Raw genomic sequence first — 25,000 nt, 5'->3', positions numbered from 1 at the left:
CCGTACGGTGCGTCCGTCGACCCTTTGCTCGACGACTTGTGGCAGCGCGTCGAGGTCGGCGGGCCAGGCGCGCAGGCCCGTCCGTTCCAGCTCGCCGGCGACCGCCTGCGCGACGGCCCGGCGGGCGGGCGCGGCCAGCCGTTGTTGCAGCGCATCGAGGTCCTTGCCGCGGGCGATCTCGGAGCCTTCTGCTGATTCGACGGCGAACGTCACGCGCAGATGCGCGGGCAGCCTGTCCAGGTCGAAGGCGTCGATGGGCACCAGAACGCCGGTGCGACGGCGCAATTCGCGCTGCAATGCTTCGAGCAGCGGCTCACCGGACGGATCGATCCCGCCGAGCACGGCGCGGGCGGTATCCGGCGCGGGAACGAATTTGCGGCGCAAGTCTTTTGGCAGGGAGCGGATGAGGGCGGTCACCAGCTCCTCGCGCAGCGCCGGCACCTGCCAGGCGAACTCGTCACCACCCAGCCGCGCGAGCACGTCGATCGGCACGTGCACCGTGACGCCGTCGTCGGCGGCGCCGGGTTCGAACCGGTAGGTCAGGGGCAGCCTGAGATCGCCCGACTGCCAGGCCGTTGGCCGCTCGGTGTCGGCGGTGTCACCGGTGCGCAACAGGTCGTCACGAGTGAACGTCAGCAGCTCGGGGGTGTTGTGCCGCTGCTTCTTCCACCACGCGTCGAAGTGCCGCGCCGACACGACGTCGGCCGGGATGCGCGCGTCGTAGAGCGCGTACACCTCGTCGTCGCCCACGAGCAGGTCGCGGCGGCGGGCCCGCTCCTCCAGTTCTTCGAGCTCGGCGCGCAGCCGAGCGTTGTCGCGGAAGAAGTGATGGCGCGTCTGCCAGTCGCCCTCCACCAATGCGTGCCGGATGAACAACTCCCGCGCCACCGCCGGCTCGATCCGGGCGTAACCGACCGGTCGGCGCGCAACCAGTGGCAGGCCGTACAGCGTCACCCGTTCGTAGGCCATCACCTCGCCACGCTTGGGGTCCCAGTGCGGTTCGCTGTGGGAGCGCTGCACGAGGTCGCCCGCGACGCGCTCGACGACCTCCGGCTGAATCCGCGCGGCGGTGCGCCCGTAGAGGCGGCTGGTTTCCACGAGTTCGGCCACGACCACCCACCGGGGAGGCCGTTTGGTGAGCGCCGAGCCCGGTGCGAGGACGAAGTGCGAGTTGCGCGCACCGAGGTACTCGCGCCCGTCCTCGCGGCGCATACCGACATGCGACAGCAACCCCGCCAGCAGCGCCGCGTGCACCCGCGCGGGGTCGGCCGGGTCCCCGGACTCGTTAACACCCAGGTCACGCGCGATGCCGCGTAGCTGACCGACCAGGTCCTGCCACTCGCGGATGCGCAGATAGTGCAGGAACTCATCTCGGCACATCCGGCGGAATTGATTGCCGGACAAGCTCTTACGCCGCTCCCCCAGGTAGCGCCAGAGGTTCAGGTAGGACAGGAAGTCGGAGTTCTCGTCGGCGAAGCGGGCATGCTTCTGTCGAGCCGCGTCCTCGCGGTCGGTGGGCCGCTCCCGCGGGTCGTGGATGGTCAGCGCCGCGGCCAGCACCAGCACCTCGGCCACGCATCCCTCGCTCTCGGCCTGCAGAATCATCCGGCCCAGCCGGGGGTCGACCGGCAGCCGCGCCAGGCGGCGGCCGAGTTCGGTGATGGCGCCGTGGGCGTCGAAAGCCCCCAATTCCTGCAGCAATTGCACGCCGTCGCGGATGCTGCGCCGGTCCGGCGGGTCGAGGAACGGAAAGCTCTCGACGTCGCCGAGGCCCAGGGCCGCCATCTGCAACAGCACCGCGGCGAGATTGGTCCGCAGGATCTCCGGATCGGTGTAGCGCGGACGGGCCGCGAAATCCTCCTCGGAGTAGAGACGGATGCACACGCCGGCCGCCACCCGGCCGCAGCGGCCCGCCCGTTGAGCGGCCGACGCCTGGGAGATCGGTTCGATCGGCAACCGCTGCACCTTCAGGCGACGGCTGAAGCGCGAAATACGGGCATTGCCCGGGTCGACGACGTAGCGGATGCCGGGCACGGTCAGTGACGTCTCGGCCACATTGGTCGCCAGCACGACGCGGCGCCCGGTGTGCGGTGCGAACACCTTCTGCTGCTCGGCGGTCGGCAGCCGGGCATACAAGGGAAGCACCTCGGTGTTCTTCTGTCCGGCCAATGCCTCTGCGGTGTCGCGGATTTCGCGTTCACCGGAGAGGAACACCAGGACATCCCCGGGCGGCTCGGCCTCGAGCTCACCGATGGCGTCGACGATCGCCTCGACCTCGTCACGCGTCTCGGTGCGCACGATCTCGTGGTCGGGGTCGTCGGGATCATCGTCGGGACCGCTCGACACCGCGACCTCGAGCGGCCGGTACCGGATCTCCACCGGGTACGTCCGCCCGGACACCTCGACGATCGGCGCACCGCCGAAGTGGTCCGCGAACCGCTGCGGTTCGATCGTCGCCGAGGTGACGAGCACTTTCAGGTCGGGGCGACGCGGCAGCAACTCGCGCAGGTAACCCAGCAGGAAGTCGATGTTCAGGCTGCGCTCGTGCGCCTCGTCGAGGATCAGCGTGTCGTAGCGCAGCAGGCGGCGGTCGCGTTGAATCTCGGCCAGCAGGATGCCGTCGGTCATCAACTTGACCAGGGTTCGGTCGCTGACTTGATCGGTGAATCGGACGGTGTAGCCGACCGTCTCGCCCAGGGGGCTGCCCAGTTCGTCGGCGATGCGCTGCGCGACCGTCCGTGCGGCCAGCCGCCGCGGCTGGGTGTGACCGATGGTTCCGCGGACGCCGCGTCCGGCCTCGAGACAAATCTTGGGCAGCTGCGTGGTCTTGCCCGAACCGGTCTCGCCCGCGACCACCACGACCTGGTTCGCCCGCACCGCATCGGCGATCTCCCCGCGTCGCGCGCTGACGGGGAGGTCGGGATAGGTCACCTTCGGCACCCCGGCTTGCCGGGCGGCGACGAGCGCCTCGGCCCGGGCTATCTCCTCGGAGAGGTGGCGCAGCTTGTCGGGTTTGGCGTCGCGCAGGTTCTTCAGGCGCCTGCCCAGGCGCGCGGCGTCGCGGGTGGTCAGACCGTCAAGGCGCGTGCGCAGTTCCGCGCGGGACAGTTCGGGCACTTTGGCCAGGGTAGGCGTGCGGCCGGCACGGTCCGCCACCGAGCGTGGGGCTCTGGTGTACGGATTCGCCCTAGGGTTAAGCCATGAGCCTCGTGACGTATGAGCTGGACGACCACATCGCCACCATCACCCTCAACCGTCCCGAGGCTCGCAACGCCATCAATGGGCAGCTCCGCCAGGACCTCAACGCGGCCTGGGAGCGGTTCCGCGACGACCTGGACGCTTGGGTCGCGATCCTGACCGCCAACGGCAGTGTCTACTGCGCGGGTGGTGACCTCAAAGACGGCGAGGGCTCGGTCGGCATGTTCGGCGGAACGTTCTGGGAGAAGCCGACGATCAACTCCTTCGAAAGCGGCATGGAGCTGTTCAAGCCGACCATCGCCGCCGTGCACGGGCCCTGCATCGGCTATGGACTGACGGGGGTGTTGTTCTGCGACTTCGTCATCGCCAGCACGGAGGCCAGCTTCTGCTTCCCCGAGGTGACGATCGGCGTACCGACCATCGTCGGGGCAATCCGGTTGCCGCAGCGGGTCGGCTGGGCCAACGCCATGGAGCTGTTGTTGACCGGCAAGCCGATGAGCGCGGAGCGCGCCAAGGAGATCGGCCTGGTCTGGCGGCTCGTCGAACCGGATCAGCTGCAGGCCGAGGCCAAAGCGTGGGCCCGCACCCTCACCGACGCCGCCCCCCTGGCCCAGCGGGCGACCAAGGAGGTGGCGTGGCGCACGGCGGACAAGGGCTGGGTCGAGTCCGTTCGCTTCGGCGAAACCATGCGCAAGGTGGCCGGGGCGACCGAGGACGTAGCCGAGGGACTTCGGGCCTGGGCCGAGAAGCGCAAGCCCCAGTGGCGCGGGCGCTAGCGGTGGCTGAGCGATTGCGGGCCGAACTCGGCCAGGTCCTTAGCGGTGGCGGCCGCGGCGCCGACCATGCCGAGGTCGCGCTCGGGGACGGGCCGATCCGGCAACGGCTGGAAGCGTCCATTCGCGCGTTGGCACAACACCGCGGCGCGCAGAGCAGCATCTGCCCGTCAGACGCCGCCCGGGCGGTCGGTGGCGAGAACTGGCGCGAGTTGATGCCCGACGCCCGGGACCTCGCGTGCCAGCTCGCCAGGTCGGGCTGTGTGGAGATCACGCAGCGCGGCGCCGTCGTCGATCCCGACGCCGATTGGCCCGGACCCATTCGCATCCGGACCACCGCGGGCTGACGACATCGATTGCGCTGCAACGCGACTCAGCCTTATACGCGCAAATACCGATGGGAGCGCCTACCGCCGGGGCCGGTGCGGCCGGTGATGTGACAGGATTTCGGCATGACTGCACGGAGAGTTGCTCGCATTATTGGTATCCCGGTCGTGGCGATGTGGGCGGGGCTGAGCGCACCCCTGTGGGGATCTTCAGCCGCTCCCGTCGCCGTTGCCGATCCGTGCACCGACGTCTCGGTGGTGTTCGCCCGCGGCACCCACCAGGAGCCCGGTCTGGGCAACATCGGCCAGGCATTCGTGGACTCGCTCACGTCGCAGCTCGGCGGAAAGTCCGTCGATGTCTACGCGGTGAACTACCCGGCCAACGACGACTACCACAACAGCGCGAACGCCGGCTCCAACGACGCGAGCACCCATATCCAGGACACCGTAGCCAGCTGTCCGAACTCGAGGATCGTGCTCGGCGGGTACTCGCAAGGCTCGACGGTGATCGATCTGGCAACCAACGCGATGCCGGCCTCGGTCGCCGATCACGTCGCCGCCGTCGCCCTCTTCGGCGAGCCCACCAGTGGGTTCTCCACCATGCTGTGGGGCGGCCAGCCGCTGCCGACCACCAACCCCGCGTACGGACCGAAAACGATCAGCCTCTGCGCTCCCGACGACCCGATCTGCTCGGGAGGCGGCAACATCATGGCGCACGTGTCCTACATCGACGCCGGGATGACCGCTCAGGCGGCGACGTTCGCGGCGAACAAGATCAACCAAGGTCCGGCGCCGCGCGTCTGACGCGTCAGTCGTTCGCCCGCTCCTCTTGCCGCTGTTGCCGCTCGGCGGCGGCAAGGTGCGCGACCCGGTCGGCCTCGGACCGTTTGTCGGCGGCGTCGCCCAGCTTGTCCTCGGCCTGGTCGATCTTGGCTGCCGCGGCCTTGGATGCGGCCTTCTCGGCGGCCTGAGTCCTGGTTTCGACCTGGCGTTTGGCCGATTCGACCGTCTGCTTCTGCCGGTCCGCCGCATCTTCGGCGCGACGTTTGGCCGCGGCGCTCTGCTGCTGAGCCGACTGTGCGGCCTCCCGTTTGCGTTGCTCGGCGGAATTGCGCGCCTCTTTGATCTCTTGCTGCGTGGCCGCCTGCGCTTCCTCTCGCTCCTCGATCGCCTGGTCGCGGTTGCCCTTCAGCTTTGCGTCGGCACGTTCCTTACGGGCCGCGGCCCTGGCGTCCAGCTGCGCGGCGCGGCCCAGCGCGTCGCTGCGCTCGATCAGCGCCGTACCCCGCTCGACGAGTCGCGGGTCGTCGAGCGCTTTACCGACGGTGGTGTCCAGTAGGCCGAGCGAGCGCTCGAACAGCAGCCGCGCGGGCGCCTCGTTGGGAATGCGGGTGACGACTTGGTCCTCGATGAGCTGCAACGGGACTCGGGCGAGTTGGTAGTGAAACCGCAGAACTGTGAACGGGAGTTCGGAAATCTTCATCAGCTTCTCCTGGGTATGGCCCGCCGTCAGGGCAGGTCGGCTTCGTTGGTCACGTTCTGAGCGTCGCGGCGAAGGCGGTCGGCCTCCGACTCGTCGTTGCGGGCCACCTGCACCGATGTCTGGTGCTCGGCGACGGCGTCGACGATTTCCTCGGATGCGTCACGAATCTCGGCTCGCTCATCGGCCCTGGCCCGTTGCATTTCGCGCTGTGCGTCCAGCTCGGCCTGTGTCTTTTCGGCGGTCGCCCGCTGCCGCGCGGCCTGCTCGGCCGCGTGCTTCTGGGCCGCTTCCCGAGCCTCGATCGACTCCTCGGTGGCAACGGCCTGCACGTTCGCCGTGATGCGCTGTTGGGCGCCTTCCACCCGGGCTTCGGCCGCCTCGTCCTGCGCCTGCCTGGCCTGGGCCTCGGCGACGGCCTCCATCGCGTTGGCTTCCTTCCGCTCGTGCGCCTGCGTCTGCTCGAGTTGCCCCTCGGCGGTCAGCGATTCGTTGCCGGTGATCGCCCCGAAGACCTCTTTGGCTTTGCCCTTCACCGAATCGATCAGGCCCCTACGGGCTTCGTCGGCTTTGTTGTGTTCACTCATTCGGCAGTCTCCTCGAGGCGTTAGCCAAGTACTGAGTTCGTTCGTTGGTGTCACGCTCAGTGGTTCCACCGATGCCAGCGATCAAACACGCGTGTGATCTGGGTCACGCGCATACCGAAACGCGTTTGATCGCGCTCTTCCAGTGAGTTATGAAGCGCCACAACAAAAGTCATGCACTCTTCCGGGGCTACGGGACGGTCACGGTGCCGTCGCCGGCATCGCGCCGGTTGAAAATCCTGAAATTGACGGATCGGCTACCGTCGACGGTATGTCCGAAGTCTCCGGTAACGACCTAATCGACGACGTCAGCCCTGGCGACATCATCGCCGTCGACCGCGGCTCTGGTGAGCGGCCTTACAAAGTGGTGTTCAAAGACGCCACCGACGAAGGCTACGTCCTCACGTTGCAGGTCGACGACGGGGAGACCTTCCAGATCGACCTGGCCGCCGGCACCACGGTGAGAAGGTCGCTGGCGTCGAAGTGGGAGTCTGCGCAAAGCCCCACCCCGCACGCGGAAGCCTAGATAACCGCACCCACAGCGGCTGAATACCGTTCATCTCCAAGGCGATAGCCGGTGCTATCGCTAGGCGGCCCCTCCCATACGGCGGAATGCAGTAGCTCGTTTGGGTGGAAGGCGCGCAGCCGTCCGAGCGGGAGCTGGCCGAGAAAGCCGAGGAGGTCGATACGGCGCTAAGCAACCTGGGCGCCTGAGCCGGCCCTCGGGGAGGTCGCGACTCTCTCGCTTACCCGCCGATGGTGGCGCGGTCGCCGACGTGGATCACGCCCTCCGATGCCACCGCGAGATAGGCGCCCGCGCATGGCTGGGCGCCATGACCGCCAGTGTCCCAACGGTTCTCGGCCGCCGGCGTGCGCAGCGCCTGCGGAGCGCGTGGCAGTGGGCCGTGTTCAAGCGTCGGAACCACGCATCGTGACGTGGCCGTCAGCACGCGCAGGCGTACATCACCGACGACGATTTCCGTTCCGACCCAGTCGTTTTCGCCGTAGGGAGGGTAACCCGGTGGCGTCCCGATCACGATGTTGGGACGGTACCGCAGCGCTTCGACGCCGATGTGCTCCAGCGTGGCCGTGGTGATCGCGTGCAGAGGAGCCTCGTCGGTGAATGCGTCGCCCGGGGTGGCCTGGGCGATCTGAAGGATGCGGCCGCCGACCTCGGCGTCCAACCCCAGCTCCAGCAACTTCTCCGGATCCGGGCGCACCAGCGTGGCGCCTTCCGGGCGTTGAGTGATCAGTCGGACCGGTCTTCCCAACAGTCCCGAAAGCAGCTCGTCGACGCCCGGATCGTCCACCGCCACGCTGGTCCCGTCGGGCAGACCGATCCTCACCCGTTCAGCGTCTCGGTTTGCGGTGCATTTCAGCAGGCCCCGCCATAGCCTGGCGTTCTTGGCGCTCGCCACGTGCCCGGTCGCGGTGTCCAACAGCGCGAGTCGCCGGTCACCTTCGGCGCCGTGCTCGTCGACGAAGATGCTCGGTACGGTTTCGCCGAGCATCGACTTCACCGGGTACCGGAGCAGCCGTTCCACCCACAGGTCGGCCGCGGCGACGCCCGGAAAGGCCGTCGAATTCTGCACTGTCATCCTCACTCGGCGAGCCCACACGAACTGTCCCGCTCAGAGTATGCGGGAAGGGCTCAAGCCGGTGGTGAGGAAGATCAGTCCGGGCAGTAGGTGGATTCCGCTGCGCTGACCCAACCGGTCATGTCGGCGAACGTGAAGCCCTTCGAGCTCATGCCGGAGTGCAAGTCGGCGGCGATGGCGTCCGGTGTCTTGCCGGCCATGCGGTCGGAGCAGACCGCATGCCCCAGAGCGATCATGTCGGAGTCACTCGACGAGGGCCACGAGAAGCCGAGGTTGTGCAGTTTCGCCAAATACGCGTCGTCCGTGGCGTCGGCCGATGCGATCGCTGTGCTTGCTGTGAGGGCAGCGCCGACCATAACGGGAATTGTCATTTTGGCCAGCCAACTCGGAGGAAGCATTTCATGCCCTTCTTTTGTTGTCGAGGTCGAGGCGCGGCCAGTATATGAGTCGGCGGTGCCGGCGAATATTAAAATTGGGCAAATTGCTTACCCCTGAAACCGGGCCGGTGTCAGGTGTTTCTGGCGGGTCCAGCGTGAGCGTCGATCGAAGAGTTCGGCGACTTCCGGTCACGGACGGCGGGCGTTCACCCGGCGGGCGCGGTGACGACGATCGACTCCTGACCGGTTTGCCACGCCGTCGTGAAGATCGGTATCGCGACCTGTTCGTCGGGCTGCTCGGCCCCGGGGTCGTTGAGGTGGATGATCTGGTTGTTGGTGTCGATCCCGGTCACCACCACGAAGTGGTCGGCCTTGGTCCGCTGGTCGCTGGTGTTCCAGATGACCGCGGAGTTGACCCAGGCGATGACCTTCCGGTCATGGGCGAGGTACCGCTCCAGCGCGGGTAATCCGGTTTGATCCGGATGGGCCGCATAAGTCATCTCGGACTTGATGCCGTAGTGGTCGAGTAGCACCACCGCGTCGGCCATTTCGATGCCGCCGTTGCCGTTGGTGTGGCTCGGGTCGCCGCGCGGTGCGTAGACGGGTCCGGGGTTGGTCTGCGAAGGCGTCGACTCCCCGAGTGCGATCATCTGCTGTTCCGTCGGCGCGTGACCGGTGATCTCACCGACCACGTCGGCGACGGCCATCAGCCCGCAATTGTCCTCGAGCGACTGGGGTTGCCAGAACTCGGCAGCCGCGCCGGGGTCACCGTAGATACCGTTTCCGCCCGGCGGCGCCCCGCCGGCCGCCTGCGGCGGTGGCTGATTGCTGGGAGTGTTGCCGGCAATCGTCGTCGACGCGATGGCTTGCGGTGCCGGTGGCGACGGACGACACGAAGACAGCGGCGCCACACCTGTCAGAGCCACGCACGCCAAGAGCACCGCGGTGCCGACCGCAGGGGTGATCCGGGAGGTGGACATGAATGCTCGTCGAGGTTCGATCAATTAGCTTGAAAGCTTTCACACGGTAGCAGTTAATGTGTATCGGCGACACGCTCTCCCCGAAAGAACGCATCGACATACAAAAATCACACGAAACAATTGCTGATGACATCTGTCGATATCGGACGCGTTTTTGTCGCCGCGCGAATGTCGCGCCGTCAACGGCCTCAGTGCGGGAGCAGGCGCTGCTTTTGCTCGAGGAACTCGTCTTCGGTGATGATCCCGGCGTCGCGCAGCGATGCCAGCTCGCGCAGTTCGGCGGCGATGCTGGTGATCGGGCCACCGGCGGGGGCCTGGGACGCGGCGGTGGCGTCCGCCGTCCCCTTTTGCGTGGCGGTCCTGAGCCGTTCGGCGCGGCCCGTGACCGCCGCACTGGTGGTGCCAGCCATGGCGCGCCCGGCCATGCCCGCCGCGGCCATTTCCCCGAACAGGCTTCCGGAGCCGCTGGACGACGCCTGGGCGGCCGCGCCGACGGTGGTGGCGGGCAGGGCAAGGGCGGAGGGGCGTATCGCCGGTGCGGCGGCCGCCCAGGCCGGCGGCACAGACAGGCCGCCGACCATGTGCGCCTCGCCGAGGCTCGCGGTCGTCGCCGATCCGCCCGCCAGGTTGGTGATCACCGGGAAAGGCGTGGGCGGAATTGGCGCCCACCCGGGCCAGGACTGGACGCCCGCCCAGCCGCTGACGATGTCATCCGTGTGGAAACCGGTCAGGGCCCCGGCAACGTCGTAGGGCAGGGCCACTACGGAAGTGGCGAGTCCCGCGGACCCGAGTTCTGGATCGGCGAACACCGCACTCAAGTCGGCCAGCAGCCCCAACAGGTCCCGCCCGCCGAAGCCGAAATCGAGCGGGCTTGCGAGGCTGGTGAGCGCATTGGGCGTCGCGGCGAAGGCTTGCTGCGTCGAGGAGAGGGCGCTCTGCACCTTCCCGGCCGAGGTGCCGGTGGCCTGGGTGAGGGCGGCCGCTTGCCGCACCGGCCCGCCCTGCGCGGTGCTCTGCTGTGGCGAGGCGAACGGCGTCAATCGCGTCGCCACCGCCGATGACGCCGCATAGCCGTACATCGCTGCGGCATCTTGCGCCCACATCTCCGAGTACTGCGCCTCGGTGGTCGCGATCGCCGGGGTGTTCTGCCCGAAGACGTTGGTCGCGATCAACGACATCAGCAGGCTGCGATTGGCCGCGATGACCGGGGGCGGCACCGTTTCGGCGAACGCCGCCTCGTAGGCGTAGGCAGCGGCTTTGGCCTGATTGGCCGTTAGCTCCGCCTGCGCGGCGGCGCTCCTCGTCCAGGCCACGTAGGGGGCGGCCGCGGCCGCCATCGCCGCCGCCGAGGGACCCAGCCAGGGCCCACCGGTCAGGGCCGTGATCTCGGCCTGATAGGCGTCCGCCGCGGAATGCAGTGCGACGGCCAACTCGTCCCATGCCATCGCGGCGGCCAGCGTCGGTGCCGACCCAGGCCCGGTGTACATCCGGGTCGAGTTGATCTCCGGAGGCAGCGCTGCGAAATCCATGTAGTCGATCTCCTCCGGGCGGTTCAGTGGGTGGCCACAGCGTTAACGGCCTGCTACGGGCCGTTGTGGGATAGCCCAACGGACAGCAAACAAATCGTGATCCTTCTAAGTAGTACAGGTTCGGCAATCACCGATGACCGTCTGTCACCCCCTGACCGCGCGGCGACCGCCTCAGTCGCTTCGACATGACCCTCTGACCTGGAATCGCGCGATGTGGGCGCCGAAGGTCACCGATAAGTTACCGCCGTTATTGCACGCGTGCCTGTCATCGGCGCGGGACGCGCGCAGGGCGTCAGCGAGTTCCCGCCGCGCGATCCCGATGCGCACGGTCTGCTTGGATCGATACCACCACTGTGAGTGAGGTCGTTGATGAGAATTGTGCTGGCGAGCTATGGGGGGCGGGGCGACATCGAGCCCTGCGCCGCGCTCGGCCGCGAACTGTTGCGTCGGGGCCACGACGTGCGCCTGGCAGTTCCGCCTGACAAGGTCGGCTTCGTCGAGGGCGCGGGCGTCGCCGCGGTCGCGTACGGGCCGGACACGCAAGCGTCGATGACTGCGGCCAGGCAATTCTTCAGCAGCGTTCAGGACCAGTTCAGCGCCTTCTCTCAAGTCGTTGAGCGGGTGACCCGGATCTGGATGGAGAAAAGCGCCGCGCTGACGTCGTTGACAGAAGGGGCCGACTTGCTCCTTGCGCACATGAACGACCAGGCGCTGGCCGCGAATGTCGCCGAGTCTCATGGCATTCCGCTCGCCGCGCTGCACGTCTTTCCGGCACGGCTGATGCCCTCGGGCGGGCCGTATTCGGGGCTCACGAAGGAGGCTGAATACGCCCAACGGCTCACCCTCGGCTTGCCCGAGGTGGCTATGCCGGCGACGGACGCGGCAAGTGGACTGCTGGAACTGCAGACCTACGACGAGCTGTGCCTGCCCGGGCCGGCGGCGGAATGGCTGGAGCCCGGTGGTCAACGACCCTTCGTCGGCTCGCTGACGCTGGAGTTGCCGACCGCTTCCGACGACGAGGTCTTGTCGTGGATCGCGGCCGGCACGCCGCCGATCTATTTTGGGTTCGGCAGCACGCCAATCGACTCTCCCGTCGAGACGGTCGCCGTCATCAGCGCCGCGTGCGCGCACTTGGGCGAGCGCGCGTTGATCTGCGCCGGCGCCAACGACTTCAGCGACGTTGCGCGGTCCGAGCACGTCAAGGTGGTGGATGCGCTCAACTACGCCGCCGTCTTTCCGGCCTGCCGCGCGGTGGTGCACCACGGTGGCTCCGGCACCACCGCGGCGGGGTTGCGCGCCGGCGTCCCCACGTTGATCCTCTGGACGGTGTGGGATCAGCCGATGTGGGCGGAGGGCGTCGCACATCTGGGAGTCGGTGCCGGGCGGGGCTTCTTTGACAGCACACTGGACTCGCTGGTCGCCGACCTGCGCTCGATCCTCACCCCGGAATGCGCTGCCCGCGCCCGGGAGGTCGCCGCACAGATGACCAAGCCCGCCGAAAGTGTCGCGATGGCCGCCGACCTCCTCGAAGGCGTCGCCCGCTCGGGCTGATCGGCGCGACGTTCAGTGGTGCTAAGCGGCCGGGTCGTGTAGAAGGTTCTGGTGCAGGATCCGCCTTCTGACCCCTTCGATCCGTCGATGCTCCACGAAGCGATAGTCAGGCGGTTGTACCGCCGATCGATGGCCGAGGGGCACATCCGGGTGCCGGCAGTGCCCGCCTTGATCGACGAATATGTCCAGTTGTGTGGCAACGTCTGTGCCACGCTGGGCGTTTGGTACACGCCCGAACAGTCGTCTCAGCTCAGGGCAACCCTCGAGGCGGAGCTGGCGAAGGGTTTCAAGGCTTCGCCCCGGTCGGACATCGTCATCTCGTTCAACGCCCCCTTCGGGACGGGCGTGAATTTCCGGGTCAAAGCCGAATGGCGCAGTCTCGACGCCGATTACGACGAGTGGGTGGCCGTCCGTCCGCCGCCGCTGTTCGGCACCGAGCCCGACGCGCGCGTGCTGGCGCTGGCCGCCGAGGCGCCCGATCCGATGACCTACCGCGTGCTGGACGTCGGCGCGGGAACCGGGCGCAACGCTTTGGCCCTCGCCCGTCGCGGACACCCGGTGGACGCGGTCGAGATGGCGTCGAAGCTTGCCGATGTCATGCGCTCGGAGGCGGAGCGCGAAGCGCTGGCAGTGCGGGTGATTCAAAGCGATGTGTTCACCGCGATGGAAAGCGTCCACGAGGAATACCAGCTGATGGTGCTCTCCGAGGTTGTGCCCGACTTCCGGACGACCCACGAGTTGCGGGGCATGTTCGAACTCGCCGCCGCTTGTCTGGCGCCCGGCGGACGTCTGGTGTTCAACGCCTTCTTGCCGCGCGAGGGGTACGTCCCGGACGACGCCGCGATGGAGCTCGGCCAGCAGTGCAACACCATGATCTACACCCGCGACCAGATGGCGGGTGCGGCGGACGGCCTTGATTTCGCACTGGTTGCCGACGATTCCGCCTACGAATACGAGAAGGCCCACCTGCCCGTGGGCGGCTGGCCGCCCACGGGCTGGTTCGAGGGATGGGCCAACGGGCGCGATGTGTTCGACGTCGACCGCGAACACTCGCCGATCGAGTTGCGCTGGCTGGTCTACGCGAAGTCAACCTGAACAAACTCGAATATCGTTGCAATGATGAGCGATATGGAACCGAACCGGCGATCGCTGCTGCTGGCAACGCCCCTGTTATTGGCGGCGCTGGCCGCGGGCGACAAGGCAGACGGTGTGGGAGAAATCCCGTTGTCGCCGCCGCCGAAGACCGGCCCTGACCCTGCCGAGACATTCGTCCTGCCCTACCAAGACATTGGTTTCCGGCCCTGGGGCAATCTGCCGCCGCGCAGCGGGGAAATGGCCATGTTGTACGGCGACTTCGACCGGCCGGGGCCCTATCTGGTCATGATGAGGTGGAATCCGGGTTGGTTCAGCGCGCCACACACCTATGCGACCGACCGGATTCAGGTCGTGGTGTCCGGCACGTGGTTTGTGAACAGCGGCAACGGTTTTGCACCCCAGGGCGCGGTCCCGGTCGGGCCGGGCGGTTACGTCAAGCGGGTTGCCCGCACTCCGCACTACGATGGCGTTCCGGCCGGCCAGCCTGACCCCGCAGTGATCGCCGTCTTCGGCATGGGACCGGTCGACATGCAGTTGGTGGACCCCACCCAGCCGTCGTGGCGTCAGGTGTGATGCCGCTCAACTCGAGGCGGTGAGGTCGCGGGTCGCGGGCCCCTCCAGCAGGGTGCCGTCCGGTGCGAATCGCGACCCATGCAGGGGGCACTCCCACGCCGTATCGGCGTCGTTCCAGTTCACGATCCCGCCGAGGTGCGGGCACACCGGCGAAACGACATGCTCGACGCCGTCGACGCGGCAACGCGCCTCCAGATGCCACGGCGGCCCGCTCACCACGCCGCCCTCGTCCGCGCCGGGGCTCCGCCGGCCGCTGCGCAGCAGCGGGGTGATCCAGCCCTTGGCCAGATCGAATCCCACCTCGGCATTGAACTGCATGGCGGTGGGCAGCCCGGTCAGCTCGTGCGGGCTCCAGCTGGCGAACGCCTTGGCCCAGTCCATCCGTCCGCCCAGGATGCGGCTCGACAGGGCCAACGCCGCGGCGGCCCCGTTGGTCATGCCCCATTTGTTGAAACCCGTTGCCACGAAGATGGTTCGGGTATTCGGCAGGATGGGTCCGACGTAGGGCAGCTGGTCGATGGGGGTGTAATCCTGCGCCGACCAGAAATGTGTCTGTTCGGCGCCCGGGTAGTGCCGGCGGGCCCACGAGGCCAGTTCTTCGAGCGCCGTCGAGGGGCTCTTTTTTCGACCCACGGTGTGGCCGGCCCCGCCGACGATCAGTCGTTCCCCGTCCGCGACGGGCGCATACCGCACCGAGCGCGTCGGCGAATCGGTGGAGATCATCATCGGCCTGGTGATGTTGCCCGGCACCTTGAAGGCCAAGCAGTAGGACCGGCTCGGCTTCACGCGCGCGAAGTATCCGCCGCGATCCAGGATCGGGATACCCGTCGCGAGAATCAGCTGGCCGGCTTCGAGTTCCACGTCGCGCTGGGCCGCGTCGTTGACGTGCACCCGAACCCGGTCCCCGCGGCCGGACACCCGCCGGACCCGCGTGTGCTCGACCAGCCGGCCACCGCGGCCGAGCAGCTCGCCGGCCAGCGCGTCCAGGAACGGCATGGGATCGAACTGCGCCTGGTCGGGCAGGCGCACCCCGCCGTGATACGGGAAGGGCACCCCGGCGTCGTCTTCCCAGACCGCGGGCAGCCCAACCGCCTGGCACGCCGTCAGCTCCAGGCGGGCGAACGGCACCCCCTTGGCCGACTGGGCATAGGTGTAGGCGTCCTCACGCTGCACCGCGATGTCATGCGATTGGCAGTAGTCGACCACCCAGTCCTGGCCCTCGCGGTTGCCCTCCACGTACGCACGCGCCAGTTCACTGCCATGCCGGGGCAGGATCTTCGACAGGTGGGTACCCTGCAGCAGGCTGATCTTTGCGGTGGTGTTCCCCGTCGCACAGGCCCCCACCGTGCGCGCCTCGAGCACCAGCACGTCCTTGCCCGCGCGGGCCAGCAACACCGCCGTCATCAGCCCGGTGATGCCGGCGCCGACGACGATGACATCCGCGGAACGAGGGCCCTTGTCAAGCTCGCTTGCGGCCCAAGGCTGTTCGGCTCGATTGTCCAACCATAAAGACGTCACGGGTGGGCTAGTACCCCCGCGGGAACAAGGGAAACCCCGCCGCGGGCCGGTCGCCCTCGTCACGCCCGCTTCAACTGTGCTTTCGCCGCTTTCACCGATTCCCCGGCGGCACGAGTGGCTTCGTTGGCCCGCTCGTAGCCTTGTTCGGCGCGCTCGAGGTCGCGTTCGGCTGTTCGCAGAGCCTCGAGGGCCTGCTCACGTCGCTGCCGGGACGCGTCACGCTCGGCCCGACGCTCCGACAGCCTGGCGTCGGCGTCGGCCTTCCGGCGCTCGGCGGCGGTCACCGCTGCGGTCAGTTCTTCCAGCCGCCGCTCCTTGGCCGCGTCGCGCGCGGGCCGCTTCGCGGGCCGCGGAGGCGTCGACCGCTCCTTCGCCCTTCCTGTCCGCGTGGTCGTCGTCACCGGAGCCGCCGCGCCGAAATCGCCGAAACCCGACCATCGCTCGGGGCGGACCAGCCGGCCGAGCCGCTCCCTCACCTCGGGTTCGGCGATGGCGGCTTGCAGTGTGCCGGTGATGTCGTCGCGCACGGCGGAGGACGGGTTGCTGACGTCGGCCGCCCGCAGTGCTGCCTGCGTGAGTTCGTCGATGAGCTGATGTTGCTCGGCGGACAAGTCGCGGATACGTTGGCCGTCCATCGCGGCGTGCGCGGCGCGCAGCCGGTCGCCCAGGTCCCCCAGGCGCCGTGCGGAGTCGGTGTGCCGCAGCGCGAGTCGATTGACGACCCACGCGGCCGTGGTCGGTTTGTTGGCCGCGGCGATCCGGTTTGCGCCGGCCTCGTCCCTGCGGCGCTTGGCCGCGGCCGTCAATTTGGTGCGCTCCGCGACGAAATCCTTCGGGGGCGCCCAATAAAGACGGTCGAGTTCGTCGTCGGCCATGACCCCATCCTCCCCGCGCCCGCAGGCGCCGGTTTAAAAATCGCGCGACCGTGGCACCTGATGGGCAACATCCTCCCGCTGGGCAGCGACGTCAACCCGGCAACCAACAGAACGCAAGGATCCGACCGCCCGATGATGTCCACGAACAGTGATCGGCCCGTGCGCCGGATCCCCGGGGATCGCAGGCCCCGCCGGTTGCTGATCGCCGCGCTGGTGGTCGTGGCGGTGGCGGGCGGCGTCGTGATCGCGGCGTCGTTGGGTTGCTTCGACGGCGGCTGCGGTCATCGCAACGCGTCGCCGAAAACCGCAGGACCGGCACAAGTCACCATCACACCCGGCCCGGATGCGCGCAACGTCGATCCACTCGCACCCGTGATGGTCAAGGCCGAGTCGGGGACGCTCACCGACGTCAGCATGGTCAACGAGAGCGGCAAGCAGGTGCAGGGTGTGATGACGCCCGACAACACCGTGTGGAAGCCCACGGTCCCGCTGGGCTATGGCCGCACCTACACGTTTACGGTCAACAGCCGAGGCCCCAATGGCCTTGCGTCGAACCAGGTTTCGTCCTTTTCGACGCTCAAACCGTCCAACCAGACGAAGGTCTCGTTCACCACCACGTCGGAGGCCGCGCTCAAAGACGGCGGGACGTACGGCGTCGGGACGGTGGTCGTCGCCCACTTCGACGAGCAGATCGCCGACCGGGCCGCCGCCGAACGGCAGCTGGCTGTGACCACCGACCCCAAGGTGCAGGGCTCGTGGTTCTGGGTCGACGACCAAACCGCGCACTGGCGGCCCGAGCACTACTACGCACCGGGGACGACCGTCACCGCCGAGGCCAAGATCTACGGAATCGCCCTGGGCAACGGCCTATTCGGGCAAGACGACACCAAGGTATCGTTCCGGATCGGCGACGCGCACGTCTCCATCGCCGACGATGCCACCAAACAAGTCAGCGTCTTCAACAACGGCACGTTGATGCGGACCATGCCCACCTCGATGGGTATGGGCGGCGCCGAAAATGTCGGCGGCAAGAGCATCTCGCTGTGGACGCCGCCGGGTATCTACACCGTCCTCGACAAGGGCAATCCCGTCGTCATGGACTCCTCGACATTCGGCCTGCCCAAGAACTCGCGCCTGGGTTATCGCGAAACCATCAACTACGCCACGCGGATCAGCACCGACGGCATTTACCTGCATGAGCTCGACGCCACGGTGTGGGCTCAGGGCCATCAGGACACGTCGCACGGATGCCTGAACCTCAACGCCGACAACGCGAAGTGGTTCTACGACTTCTCGGTGCCCGGTGATGTGGTCGAGGTCCGCCACAGCGGTGGCCCACCGTTGACGCTGGCGCAGAACGGCGACTGGACGATCAGCTGGGACGACTGGCGCAAAGGCAGCGCCCTGAAGCCGACATGAGCGTGACGTGACGGACCCCATTCGTCACCTGTAGTTGTGCTCTGTTTCACACTAAACTCTTGACTCGTTCCAGATAAGTGCGTCATATTGGTGCGGTGTCATCTCCGGCCGATTACGCGGAACGACTGCGGATGGCCGATCTGCGAGTGACCCGCCCCCGGGTCGCGGTGCTGGAGGCGGTGGACGCCCATCCCCACGCCGACACCGAGACCATCTTCTCGGCGGTCCGCGTCGGCCTGCCCGATGTCTCCCGCCAGGCCGTGTACGACGTCCTGAACGCGCTGAGCACGGTGGGTTTGGTCCGCCGGATCCAGCCCTCCGGATCGGTCGCCCGTTACGAGTCGCGCGTCGGCGACAACCACCACCATGTCGTGTGCAGATCCTGCGGCGTGATCGCCGACATCGACTGCGCGGTGGGTGCTGCCCCCTGCCTCACCCCGTCAGACGAGAACGAAATTCTCGACGGCTTCGTCCTCGACGAGGCCGAGGTCATCTATTGGGGCGTGTGCCCCGACTGTTCGACCGCAGGTTCCTAGCTCGCAGCCCAATCACCCCTAAGAAAGGAATGCTGTGTCCAGCGATATCTCCCAAGGCCGGCCGCCCCACGAGGACAGCAAGACGGCCAGCACCAGCGAGAGCGAAAACCCCGCAATCCCCTCCCCCAAGCCGAAATCCAATGCGCCGCTGACGAACCGGGATTGGTGGCCCGACCAGATCGACGTGTCGACGCTGCACCCGCACTCCTCGCAGGCCAACCCACTCGGCGACGACTTCGACTACGCCGCGGAGTTCGCCAAGCTCGACGTCGACGAACTCAAGGCCGACATGATGTCGGTGATGACCAACTCCCAGGACTGGTGGCCCGCCGACTACGGCACCTACGGCGGCCTGTTCATCCGGATGAGCTGGCACGCCGCGGGTACCTACCGCATTCACGACGGCCGTGGCGGCGGCGGTCAGGGTATGCAGCGCTTCGCCCCGATCAACAGCTGGCCGGACAACGTCAGCCTGGACAAGGCGCGCCGGCTGCTGTGGCCGGTCAAGAAGAAGTACGGCAACAAGATCTCGTGGGCGGACCTGATCATCTTCGCCGGCAACTGCGCCCTGGAGTCGTTCGGGTTCAAGACCTTCGGCTTCGCCTTCGGCCGTGAGGACGTCTGGGAGCCCGAAGAGATCCTCTGGGGCGAAGAGGACGAATGGCTGGGCACCAACAAGCGCTACTCCGGTAAGCGCGACCTCGCCGAGCCCTACGGCGCGACCACGATGGGTCTGATCTACGTCAATCCGGAAGGCCCCGAGGGCAAACCGGATCCCATCGCCGCCGCGATCGACATCCGCGAAACGTTCGGGCGGATGGCGATGAACGACGAGGAGACGGCCGCGCTGATCGTCGGTGGGCACAGCTTCGGCAAGACCCACGGCGCCGGCAGCGGCGATCTGGTCGGCCCCGAGCCCGAGGCCGCCCCGATCGAACAGCAGGGGCTGGGCTGGAAGAGCTCGTATGGCACCGGCGTGGGCAAGGACGCCATCACCAGCGGCCTGGAGGTGGTCTGGACGCCCACCCCGACCAAGTGGGACAACACCTTCCTGGAGACCCTCTACGGCTACGAGTGGGAGCTGACCAAGAGCCCCGGCGATGCCTGGCAGTTCGTCGCCAAGGACGGCGCCGGCGCGGGCACGATCCCCGATCCGTTCGGCGGCCCGGGCCGCGCACCGACGATGCTGGTCACCGACATCTCGATGCGTGAGTCCCCGATCTATCGCGACATCACCCGGCGCTGGCTGGACCACCCCGAGGAGCTCGCCGAAGCCTTCGCCAAGGCCTGGTACAAGCTGCTGCACCGGGACATGGGACCGATCAGCCGCTACCTCGGGCCGTGGGTTGCCGAGCCGCAGCTGTGGCAGGACCCGGTTCCGCCGGTCGACCACGAGCTGGTCGATGACAAGGACGTCGCGGCGCTCAAGCAGAAGGTGCTCGACTCCGGCCTGTCGGTTCCGCAGTTGGTCAAGACGGCCTGGTCCGCGGCGTCCAGCTTCCGGCGCACCGACAAGCGGGGCGGCGCCAACGGGGCGCGGCTGCGCCTCGAGCCGCAGCGCAGCTGGGAAGTCAACGAGCCCTCCGAGCTGGACAAGGTCCTGCCCGTGCTGGAGAAGATCCAGCAGGACTTCAACGCGTCGGCGTCAGGCGGCAAGAAGATCTCGCTGGCCGACCTGATCGTGCTGGCCGGATCCGCGGCGGTCGAGAAGGCGGCCAAGGACGCCGGCTACGAGATCTCGGTGCACTTCGCGCCCGGGCGCACCGACGCCTCCCAGGAGAACACCGACGTGGAGTCGTTCGCGGTGCTCGAACCGCGGGCCGACGGGTTCCGCAACTATATCCGCGCCGGCGAGAAGGCGCCGCTGGAGCAGTTGCTGCACGAGCGGGCCTACCTGCTGGGCGTGACCGGTCCGGAGATGACCGTGCTCGTCGGTGGCCTGCGCGCGCTCAATGCCAACCACGGCGGGAGCAAGCACGGCGTGTTCACCGACCGGCCCGGCGTCCTGACGAACGACTTCTTCGTCAATCTGGTCGACATGGACAACGCGTGGAAGACGTCGGAGTCGGCGGAGAACGTCTACGAGGTGGTCGACCGCAAGTCGGGCCAGCTGAAGTGGACGGCCACCGCCAACGACCTGGTGTTCGGGTCCAACTCGGTGTTGCGTGCCCTGTCCGAGGTCTATGCCCAGGACGACAACGAGGGCAAGTTCGTCGAGGACTTCGTCGCCGCCTGGGTCAAGGTCATGAACGCCGACCGGTTCGACCTCAAGTAACGCCCGGATAGGACGCGACGCCCCGCGGGCCCTCGGCTCGCGGGGCGTCGTGCGTCGGGAGCGGCTCGCTCAGCGCGCGAGATCCCACTGGCCGAAGTCCGGCGCGAGCACGTCGTCGATGTCGACGTTGATGCCGCCGAGGAGGGGACTCGGGTTCGACGGGCTGTTCACCACGGCCTGATACAGCACCGCCGCAGGTTCGCGCGAACCGTGCGACCACGATTTCGTCTGCCACGCCCAGCGTCGCCCCGCGGTGGTCGAGTTTCCGATGACGCCGTCCCGGATCGCCCAGCCGCACGCGCCAGCATGCCCGTAGATGCCGGTGCGGCCCACGCCCAATGCGGAGTTGATCCCCCGAAACCATTGGACGGCAACGCTGTTCCAGGTGTTCTCGTCGATGTCGTCGTCGACGCTGAAGAAGATCGGGGCAGACCCCGGGCCCCCTGCTGCGCCGTGCAACCGTTGGGCCGTCTGGGCATCCGCCACACCGCCGTCGAAGCCGCGGGTGTAGTCCGACGGGTCCGGCCAGCCGGGTTTGCCGTACTGGAAGTTGCTGACGATGTGCAGGCCCGCCGCGCGCAGCGCGTCGGCGTACTCGCGGGTGAGCGGTTTCGCCTCGAAGTTGGCTCCCGGCCGCGACTCCGACACGTAGTTCACCACGCCGTCATAGCCCGCCGACTTGATCTCGTCCGGCGAAATCCTGCGCTCGGCGAAATCGATCAGCCGCAAGTCGGCGGCGAAGGCCTTCCGGTCGTTGAAGGGTGCGGCCGCCGCGCTCAGACCGAGCAGCACCGGTGCGGCCGCGAACTTGAAGGCGTCGCGCCGCGATACCGATCGTCGCGCGCCGTATTCGCCCGGTGCGGCCGAATCCTGCACGGGCGTGATGCTAACAAACCGCCCGAAAATGGTGCTCGGACGGCATGGAGCGGGCGGCGCGGCTCCCCTGGAGCGCTCGCACAAGCCATGGCTGGGTATCGCGCTTCGGACCGTGTGCGCGGGAGGCGGGGCGAACGGTTCAGTCCCCTTCGGTGCCGGATGGCATGATCTTTGCGTGCCGGATTTCCGTCAGAGCGATTACGCGGCGGCCGGTGACGTGCGAGCTCGTTGCGCTCGATTAGGCAATCGAACTATAGTCTGGACACATGTCCAGTTTGCTGTCACGGAGCTCGGGAGTCCGTTGACCGCGATGGGTTCGGCGTTGTTCCGCGGTCATTCACCAGCAAAGAAGAGTTGAGTATGCGAATTGCCCTGCTGTCCTACCGTAGTAAAACCCATTGCGGCGGACAGGGCGTCTACGTGCGCCATCTCAGCCACGGTCTGGTGGAACTCGGTCATGACGTCGAGGTGTTCTCCGGCCAGCCCTATCCGGACCTGCTCGACCCGCGGGTGCGGCTGACCAAAGTGCCGAGCCTGGATCTCTACCGCGAACCCGACCCGTTCCGCGTGCCGCGGCCCAGCGAGATTCGCGACTCGATCGACCTGTTGGAACTGCTCACCACGTGGACCGCGGGGTTTCCCGAACCGCGGACATTCACCATGCGCGCCGCGCGGTTACTGGCCGGCCGGACGGCCGATTTCGACGTCGTCCACGACAACCAGAGCCTGGGCACCGGGCTGCTCAGGATCGCCGGCGCGGGACTGCCGGTGGTGGCGACGGTGCATCATCCCATCACCCGTGACCGGGTGCTCGATCTGGCCGCGGCGCGCTGGTGGCGAAAACCATTGGTGCAGCGATGGTATGGCTTCCTGGGGATGCAGCAGCAGGTGGCGCGCCAGATCCCGGATCTGCTGACGGTTTCGTCGTCGTCGGCGGCGGACATCGTGAGCGACTTCGGCGTCTCGCCGGAGCAGCTGCACGTGGTGCCGCTGGGTGTGAACACCGAGCTGTTCAAGCCGGGGTCGCAGCCCCGGCATCCGGGGCGGGTCATCGCCATCGCCAGCGCGGACACCCCGCTCAAGGGTGTGCGCACCCTGCTGCAGGCGGTCGCGCGGCTGCGCACGATCAGGGATCTCGAACTGCGGCTGGTTGCGAAGGTCGAACCCGACGGCCCGACCCATAAACTCGTCGCCGAGCTCGGCATCTCCGACATCGTCCACATCACCAGTGGGCTTTCCGACGCCGAGCTTGCCGCGCTGTTCGCGTCGGCCGAGGTCGCCTGCATTCCCTCGCTTTACGAGGGTTTTTCGCTGCCCGCGGTGGAGGCGATGGCCAGCGGCACGCCGATCGTGGCCAGCCGGGTGGGCGCCCTGCCCGAAGTCCTCGGCGCTGACGGCGCATGCGCTGAACTGGTGCCGCCGGCCGACGTCGACGCGCTCACCCGTGCGCTCGGTGACCTGCTGGACTCGCCGGAGAAGCGACGAAGCCTGGGCAAGGCGGGACGAACCCGTGCGGTCGACGTGTTCAGCTGGGAGGCGGTGGCCGCTCAAACCGTCCGGGTGTACGAGCGGGCGATCGCACGCAACACGGCCGCGGCTGAAGGCGAAGCGCCATGCTGACCGTCGATTTCGACCGGCTACGGGTCGGGCCCGCGACCAAGGTCATCGACGTCGGGTGCGGGGCCGGCCGGCACGCCTTCGAGGCGTATCGGCGCGGCGCCGACGTGGTCGCGTTCGACCGCGACGCGGACGAATTGCGTTCGGTCGACACCATTCTGCGCGCAATGGCGGAAGCCGGCGAGGCCCCCGCCGGAGCGTCGGCGAAGGCGGTGCTCGGTGACGCGCTGAAATTGCCGTACGCCGACGAGACATTCGACTGCGTGATCGCGTCGGAGATCCTCGAGCACATCCCGCGCGACGACGCCGCCATCGCCGAACTGATCAGGGTGCTCAAAGTCGGCGGCACCCTGGCGGTCAGCGTGCCGCGCTGGCTGCCGGAGCAGGTGTGTTGGCTGCTGTCCGACGAATACCACAGCAATGAGGGCGGCCACGTCCGCATCTACCGGGCCAGCGAACTGCGCGACAAAATCGTCGACGGTGGAATGCAATTGACGCACGCCCACCACGCCCACGCGCTGCACTCCCCCTTCTGGTGGCTGAAATGCGCTGTGGGCGTGTCGAATACCGACCACCGCGTCGTGTCCGCATACCACAAACTCCTGGTGTGGGACCTGATGCAGCGGCCGAAGGTCACGCAGCTGGCGGAATCGCTGCTCAATCCCCTAGTCGGCAAGAGCGTGGCGATGTACTTCGTCAAACAGCCGGCGGCCGAAAGCCCAGCGACTGTGGGATATGCAGTTGCGTCGGTCTAATCCCCCATCGGTCCCCGGCGTCCTCAGTCCCGAGCAGTGCCGTCAAACCGCGGCGTCGATCGCGGCCCTACAAGAGCCCTCGGGAGCCATCCCCTGGTCTGAGGGCGGTCACACCGATCCGTGGGACCACGTCGAGTGCGCGATGGCGCTCACCGCCGCCGGGCTGCTGGAACCGGCGCGCGCCGCGTTCGAATGGAGCCGCCGCACGCAGCGCGCCGACGGCTCCTGGCCCATCCAGCTGCGTGCGGGGGTCATCGAGGACGCCAACAGTGACAGCAACTTCTGCGCCTACATCGCGACCGGTGTCTGGCACCACGTGCTGGTCACGGGCGACCGGCGCTTTGCCGCTCGGATGTGGCCGGTCGTGCACAAGGCCATTGACTTCGTCATCGATCTGCAGGTCGGCTATGGCGAGATCTGTTGGGCCCGAAGCGAAGCCGGTCCCCTGCAGGAAGCGTTGTTGACGGGCTGCGCGAGCGTTTTCCACAGCATCCGGTGCGCCCTGGCGCTCGGCGCCCTGATCGGCGAGCCGCAGCCGGAGTGGGAACTGGCGCTGGGCCGCCTCGGGCACGCGATCGCGGCTCACCCCGAGGCGTTCACCGAAAAAGACCGCTACTCGATGGACTGGTACTACCCCATCCTCGGCAGCGCGCTGCGTGGGCCGGCGGCGACCGCGCGGATCAAGCAGCGGTGGGACGACTTCGTGGTCGGCGGCCTCGGCATTCGGTGCGTGGTCGACAGACCCTGGGTCACCGGCGCCGAGACATGCGAATTGGTCATGGCGCTCGATGCCATCGGCCAGCGGTCGGCCGCGCATCGGCAGTTCGGCGCGATGCAGCATCTGCGTGAACAGGACGGCTCCTACTGGACGGGGCTGGTCTTCGCGGACGGGAAGCGGTGGCCCGAGGAGCGCACCACGTGGACGGGAGCGGCGATGATCCTGGCCGCGGACGCGCTGTCGGACACCACGGCGGGCGCCGGGATCTTCCGCGGCCACGGACTGCCGATGGGCTTGCAGACGGACTTCGACTGCGAATGCGTCGCCGCCGGCCCGGGTCGCTGACG

The 25,000-nt window shown here is 67.7% G+C and carries 23 protein-coding genes; 13 read left to right on the top strand and 10 right to left on the bottom strand.

Going from position 1 to position 25,000, the window contains the following annotated elements:
- The coding region (gene hrpA, locus A5692_RS03935) for an ATP-dependent RNA helicase HrpA (RefSeq protein WP_068052389.1) at window positions 1–3,117 on the bottom strand (3,117 nt) is incomplete at its 3' end.
- A gap of 83 nt (window positions 3,118–3,200) precedes the next feature.
- Between hrpA and A5692_RS03930 the strand changes: the two genes are divergently transcribed.
- From A5692_RS03930 to A5692_RS03920, 3 genes are all read left to right on the top strand, one after another.
- Entirely contained in the window at window positions 3,201–3,974 is a 774-nt protein-coding gene (locus A5692_RS03930) for an enoyl-CoA hydratase/isomerase family protein (RefSeq protein WP_068052345.1), read from the top strand.
- A gap of 2 nt (window positions 3,975–3,976) precedes the next feature.
- Window positions 3,977–4,318, top strand: a complete 342-nt coding sequence (locus tag A5692_RS03925; protein WP_156765915.1) for a DUF3253 domain-containing protein — start codon at window positions 3,977–3,979, stop codon at window positions 4,316–4,318.
- Window positions 4,319–4,423: 105 nt separating this feature from the next.
- Window positions 4,424–5,101, top strand: a complete 678-nt coding sequence (locus A5692_RS03920; protein ID WP_068052344.1) for a cutinase family protein — start codon at window positions 4,424–4,426, stop codon at window positions 5,099–5,101.
- Between the two features lie 4 nt (window positions 5,102–5,105).
- On the opposite strand, the gene A5692_RS03915 is transcribed toward A5692_RS03920, so the two are convergent.
- Both A5692_RS03915 and A5692_RS03910 read right to left on the bottom strand, forming a co-directional pair.
- On the bottom strand, window positions 5,106–5,780 hold the full coding sequence (locus tag A5692_RS03915) for an IF2 family translation initiation factor (RefSeq protein WP_068052341.1): 675 nt from the start codon (window positions 5,778–5,780) through the stop codon (window positions 5,106–5,108).
- Window positions 5,781–5,806: 26 nt separating this feature from the next.
- A complete protein-coding gene (locus A5692_RS03910) occupies window positions 5,807–6,364 on the bottom strand; it encodes a CsbD family protein (RefSeq protein ID WP_068052339.1) in 558 nt (185 codons plus the stop codon).
- Window positions 6,365–6,632: 268 nt separating this feature from the next.
- On the opposite strand from A5692_RS03910, the gene A5692_RS03905 reads away from it, so the two are divergent.
- Window positions 6,633–6,887 carry a hypothetical protein gene (locus A5692_RS03905; RefSeq protein ID WP_068052335.1) on the top strand — a complete coding sequence of 85 codons (255 nt, stop codon included), beginning with the start codon at window positions 6,633–6,635 and terminating at the stop codon, window positions 6,885–6,887.
- Window positions 6,888–7,107: 220 nt separating this feature from the next.
- On the opposite strand, the gene A5692_RS03900 is transcribed toward A5692_RS03905, so the two are convergent.
- The 4 genes from A5692_RS03900 to A5692_RS03885 form a co-directional block, all read right to left on the bottom strand.
- Window positions 7,108–7,959, bottom strand: a complete 852-nt coding sequence (locus A5692_RS03900) for an MOSC domain-containing protein (RefSeq protein ID WP_068052331.1) — start codon at window positions 7,957–7,959, stop codon at window positions 7,108–7,110.
- Between the two features lie 74 nt (window positions 7,960–8,033).
- On the bottom strand, window positions 8,034–8,330 hold the full coding sequence (locus A5692_RS03895; protein ID WP_231984172.1) for a DUF732 domain-containing protein: 297 nt from the start codon (window positions 8,328–8,330) through the stop codon (window positions 8,034–8,036).
- Window positions 8,331–8,542: 212 nt separating this feature from the next.
- Complete coding sequence (locus A5692_RS03890) at window positions 8,543–9,316, bottom strand: C39 family peptidase (RefSeq protein WP_068052325.1); 774 nt, start codon at window positions 9,314–9,316, stop codon at window positions 8,543–8,545.
- Window positions 9,317–9,504: 188 nt separating this feature from the next.
- A complete protein-coding gene (locus A5692_RS03885) occupies window positions 9,505–10,845 on the bottom strand; it encodes a PPE domain-containing protein (RefSeq protein WP_068052318.1) in 1,341 nt (446 codons plus the stop codon).
- Between the two features lie 369 nt (window positions 10,846–11,214).
- Here A5692_RS03885 and A5692_RS03880 point away from each other — a divergent pair, with 369 nt between their 5' ends.
- From A5692_RS03880 to A5692_RS03870, 3 genes are read left to right on the top strand one after another with little or no spacing between them, the layout of a single operon-like run.
- Window positions 11,215–12,396: a glycosyltransferase gene (locus A5692_RS03880; protein ID WP_068052315.1), complete on the top strand. Its 1,182-nt coding sequence runs from the start codon at window positions 11,215–11,217 to the stop codon at window positions 12,394–12,396.
- A gap of 51 nt (window positions 12,397–12,447) precedes the next feature.
- On the top strand, window positions 12,448–13,491 hold the full coding sequence (locus A5692_RS03875) for a bifunctional 2-polyprenyl-6-hydroxyphenol methylase/3-demethylubiquinol 3-O-methyltransferase UbiG (protein ID WP_068052313.1): 1,044 nt from the start codon (window positions 12,448–12,450) through the stop codon (window positions 13,489–13,491).
- A 24-nt stretch (window positions 13,492–13,515) separates the two neighbouring features.
- On the top strand, window positions 13,516–14,064 hold the full coding sequence (locus tag A5692_RS03870) for a tat pathway signal sequence (protein ID WP_068052383.1): 549 nt from the start codon (window positions 13,516–13,518) through the stop codon (window positions 14,062–14,064).
- A gap of 6 nt (window positions 14,065–14,070) precedes the next feature.
- Here the strand turns inward: A5692_RS03870 and A5692_RS03865 are convergent, their stop codons facing one another.
- Window positions 14,071–15,582, bottom strand: a complete 1,512-nt coding sequence (locus A5692_RS03865) for an FAD-dependent oxidoreductase (RefSeq protein ID WP_068052308.1) — start codon at window positions 15,580–15,582, stop codon at window positions 14,071–14,073.
- Between the two features lie 59 nt (window positions 15,583–15,641).
- Entirely contained in the window at window positions 15,642–16,457 is an 816-nt protein-coding gene (locus tag A5692_RS03860) for a hypothetical protein (RefSeq protein WP_068052306.1), read from the bottom strand.
- A gap of 132 nt (window positions 16,458–16,589) precedes the next feature.
- Here A5692_RS03860 and A5692_RS03855 point away from each other — a divergent pair, with 132 nt between their 5' ends.
- The 3 genes from A5692_RS03855 (at window position 16,590) to katG (ending at window position 20,687) form a co-directional block, all read left to right on the top strand.
- The gene (locus tag A5692_RS03855; protein WP_068052380.1) at window positions 16,590–17,876 is read left to right on the top strand and encodes an Ig-like domain-containing protein; all 1,287 of its coding nucleotides are present in this window, start codon (window positions 16,590–16,592) and stop codon (window positions 17,874–17,876) included.
- Window positions 17,877–17,971: 95 nt separating this feature from the next.
- The gene (locus A5692_RS03850) at window positions 17,972–18,412 is read left to right on the top strand and encodes a Fur family transcriptional regulator (protein ID WP_082962342.1); all 441 of its coding nucleotides are present in this window, start codon (window positions 17,972–17,974) and stop codon (window positions 18,410–18,412) included.
- A 34-nt stretch (window positions 18,413–18,446) separates the two neighbouring features.
- On the top strand, window positions 18,447–20,687 hold the full coding sequence (gene katG / locus A5692_RS03845; RefSeq protein WP_068052300.1) for a catalase/peroxidase HPI: 2,241 nt from the start codon (window positions 18,447–18,449) through the stop codon (window positions 20,685–20,687).
- Window positions 20,688–20,756: 69 nt separating this feature from the next.
- Here katG and A5692_RS03840 read toward each other — a convergent pair whose 3' ends face one another.
- A complete protein-coding gene (locus A5692_RS03840) occupies window positions 20,757–21,563 on the bottom strand; it encodes a DUF1906 domain-containing protein (RefSeq protein ID WP_068052293.1) in 807 nt (268 codons plus the stop codon).
- A 360-nt stretch (window positions 21,564–21,923) separates the two neighbouring features.
- Between A5692_RS03840 and A5692_RS03835 the strand changes: the two genes are divergently transcribed.
- Genes A5692_RS03835 through A5692_RS03825 form a run of 3 tightly spaced genes read left to right on the top strand, consistent with a single transcriptional unit; the run spans window position 21,924 to window position 24,998 of the window.
- Entirely contained in the window at window positions 21,924–23,183 is a 1,260-nt protein-coding gene (locus A5692_RS03835) for a glycosyltransferase family 4 protein (RefSeq protein WP_068052290.1), read from the top strand.
- Entirely contained in the window at window positions 23,177–23,935 is a 759-nt protein-coding gene (locus tag A5692_RS03830; RefSeq protein ID WP_068052288.1) for a class I SAM-dependent methyltransferase, read from the top strand. Before A5692_RS03835 ends, A5692_RS03830 begins: the two co-directional genes overlap by 7 nt.
- Window positions 23,922–24,998, top strand: coding sequence for a prenyltransferase (locus A5692_RS03825; protein ID WP_068052378.1), 1,077 nt, complete (start codon window positions 23,922–23,924; stop codon window positions 24,996–24,998). Before A5692_RS03830 ends, A5692_RS03825 begins: the two co-directional genes overlap by 14 nt.
- The last annotated feature ends 2 nt before the right edge of the window (window positions 24,999–25,000 follow it).

This window comes from Mycobacterium sp. E342 (assembly GCF_001667665.1).
In the GTDB taxonomy this organism is placed as follows: domain Bacteria; phylum Actinomycetota; class Actinomycetes; order Mycobacteriales; family Mycobacteriaceae; genus Mycobacterium.
Note: the sequence above shows the minus strand (reverse complement) of the source record. Positions and strands in the feature narration are given on the sequence as shown.

Excerpts from the sequence above, each read along its gene's own strand:
- A5692_RS03930 (WP_068052345.1), top strand. The coding sequence starts at position 3,201 with ATGAGCCTCGTGACGTATGAGCTGGACGACCACATCGCCACCATCACC.
- A5692_RS03920 (WP_068052344.1), top strand. The coding sequence starts at position 4,424 with ATGACTGCACGGAGAGTTGCTCGCATTATTGGTATCCCGGTCGTGGCG.
- A5692_RS03915 (WP_068052341.1), bottom strand. The coding sequence starts at position 5,780 with ATGAAGATTTCCGAACTCCCGTTCACAGTTCTGCGGTTTCACTACCAA.
- A5692_RS03910 (WP_068052339.1), bottom strand. The coding sequence starts at position 6,364 with ATGAGTGAACACAACAAAGCCGACGAAGCCCGTAGGGGCCTGATCGAT.
- A5692_RS03905 (WP_068052335.1), top strand. The coding sequence starts at position 6,633 with ATGTCCGAAGTCTCCGGTAACGACCTAATCGACGACGTCAGCCCTGGC.
- A5692_RS03900 (WP_068052331.1), bottom strand. The coding sequence starts at position 7,959 with ATGACAGTGCAGAATTCGACGGCCTTTCCGGGCGTCGCCGCGGCCGAC.
- A5692_RS03895 (WP_231984172.1), bottom strand. The coding sequence starts at position 8,330 with ATGACAATTCCCGTTATGGTCGGCGCTGCCCTCACAGCAAGCACAGCG.
- A5692_RS03890 (WP_068052325.1), bottom strand. The coding sequence starts at position 9,316 with ATGTCCACCTCCCGGATCACCCCTGCGGTCGGCACCGCGGTGCTCTTG.
- A5692_RS03885 (WP_068052318.1), bottom strand. The coding sequence starts at position 10,845 with ATGGATTTCGCAGCGCTGCCTCCGGAGATCAACTCGACCCGGATGTAC.
- A5692_RS03880 (WP_068052315.1), top strand. The coding sequence starts at position 11,215 with ATGAGAATTGTGCTGGCGAGCTATGGGGGGCGGGGCGACATCGAGCCC.
- A5692_RS03870 (WP_068052383.1), top strand. The coding sequence starts at position 13,516 with ATGAGCGATATGGAACCGAACCGGCGATCGCTGCTGCTGGCAACGCCC.
- A5692_RS03860 (WP_068052306.1), bottom strand. The coding sequence starts at position 16,457 with ATGGCCGACGACGAACTCGACCGTCTTTATTGGGCGCCCCCGAAGGAT.
- A5692_RS03855 (WP_068052380.1), top strand. The coding sequence starts at position 16,590 with ATGATGTCCACGAACAGTGATCGGCCCGTGCGCCGGATCCCCGGGGAT.
- A5692_RS03835 (WP_068052290.1), top strand. The coding sequence starts at position 21,924 with ATGCGAATTGCCCTGCTGTCCTACCGTAGTAAAACCCATTGCGGCGGA.
- A5692_RS03830 (WP_068052288.1), top strand. The coding sequence starts at position 23,177 with ATGCTGACCGTCGATTTCGACCGGCTACGGGTCGGGCCCGCGACCAAG.